The sequence below is a fragment of the Candidatus Cloacimonadota bacterium genome, from assembly GCA_011372345.1.
In the GTDB taxonomy this organism is placed as follows: Bacteria; Cloacimonadota; Cloacimonadia; order Cloacimonadales; family TCS61; genus DRTC01.
In genome coordinates this window covers 1-1,987 of record DRTC01000234.1, presented here as the reverse complement: position 1 = coordinate 1,987, position 1,987 = coordinate 1, and the positions used below count along the sequence as shown (strand labels likewise).

General features: G+C 40.2%; 1 protein-coding gene. It reads left to right on the top strand.

The features are described 5' to 3' along the window. On the top strand, nucleotides 1–1,987 hold a 1,987-nt coding region (locus ENL20_04510), incomplete at both ends, for a hypothetical protein (protein HHE37817.1).

Genomic DNA, 1,987 nt, shown 5'->3' with positions numbered 1-1,987 from the left:
GCTTTATTCCTCGTAATATCGATCCGGAAAGTATTCCGTATCAATTTTCGCAAAGTTATGATCTAAATGAATTTTATCCAACCAATATCGAAGAAACCGGAACTCCGTATATTTTGAGGGATTTCAGGGGAATGACGGTTACGGTTTATCCTTTCTCCTACAATCCGCAAACCGAAATTCTGCGAGTTTATCATCATTTGGTTCTGGAAATGAATAATATCGGCAGCGGTCTGGTGAACACGAAAATCAGACAGCATAACGATATTAACGGCTATTTTGAAAACATCTACCATAATCATTTCCTGAATTATGAAAGAAACCGCTACGAATCCGTTGATGAACACGGCAGGATGATCGTTATCTGTTATGGTTCTTTTATGAATGCGATGGAACCTTATGTGCAGTGGAAAAACCAGAAAGGAATCCGAACAGATATTTATAATGTTTCTCAAATAGGTTCTAATGCCAATTCCATCAAAAATTTTATCCAGTCCGAATATGATCTTGATGATGGTTTGACTTTTGTCCAGTTAGTCGGGGACAATGCACAAATCCCGACTTTTTCTTCCGGTGGCGGCGGTTCAGATCCGCAATATGCTCTCTTGGAAGGAACAGATAGTTATCCGGAAATTTTTGTAGGAAGATTTTCCGCAGAAAATGTTGCTCAAGTAGAAACGCAGGTAGATAGAACAGTTCATTACGAAAGAGATATTGTAGATGGAGAATGGCTGCATAAAGGTATGGGAATTGCTTCTGCTCAAGGTGCAGGTCAAGGTGATAACGGAGAAGCAGATTGGGAACACATGGATATAATTCGTCAAAATCTTATGAATTTTACTTATACCGAAGTCGATCAGATTTATGATACAAATGGTGGAAATGCTTCCGATGTTGCTAATGGATTGAATGAAGGAAGAAGTATTGTCGATTACTGCGGGCATGGTTCCAATACTTCATGGTCAACAACCGGTTTTTCTAATTCACATATCGCTGCTTTGGAAAATGATTATAAACTGCCTTTTATCAATTCTGTTGCCTGTGTGAATGGAAACTTTACAAGTGGAACCTGTTTTGCCGAAGCCTGGATGAGAGCAACCAATAATTCAACCGGAGCTCCAACCGGGGCGATCGCAACATATATGTCCACTATCAATCAATCCTGGGCTCCTCCCATGAGAGGACAGGATGAAGCAATTGATCTTTTAACAGGTTCAGGTCCTTATAATGGAGAGGGAAATCAGAAAAATACGATCGGCGGTCTCTGGTATAACGGTTCCTGTAATATGATGGATGTTTATGGTTCCGGTGGTGACGATATGTTCAAGACCTGGCATATTTTTGGAGATGCTTCTCTGCAGGTCAGAACAGATACTCCGGAAGCTATAACCATAGACCATTTATCGACTATTTTGATTGGCATGGCTGACTTCGAGGTTTCAACTGATGTCGAAGATGCACTCGTCTGTCTTTCCGACGGAGATGATTTTTTTGCTTCCGGATATACTGATGAATCGGGAAATGTTACTTTGGATCTGACGAATTTACCTGATACACCGCAGGATCTGACGCTTACAATTTCTGCATTTAATAAAATTACAAGTGTTGAAACAGTTGAACTCATTCCTCCCGGAGGTGCTTATCTCGTGATTGAAAGTGTTTCCGTTAATTCCGGTGGAGATGATGTAATCGAATTCGGAGAAACTGTAAATCTTTCCGTAACTATCGAAAATGTTGGAACCGAGCAGGCAAATAATGTTGATATGATCTTAAATATAGATGATCAATACATTACTTTGGTTGATGATGCAGAAAATCTGGGTAACATTCCAGCCGGAGATTCACAGGAATTTTCCAATGCCTTTAGTTTCGATGTAGCCAATTCTGTTCCGAACGATTATGCCTTCCAGTTTGCTGCTCTTATGGTTGAAACATATCGCGATTCCTGGGAAGGAAATATCAATCTTACAGCTTATGCTCCCGTAATCTC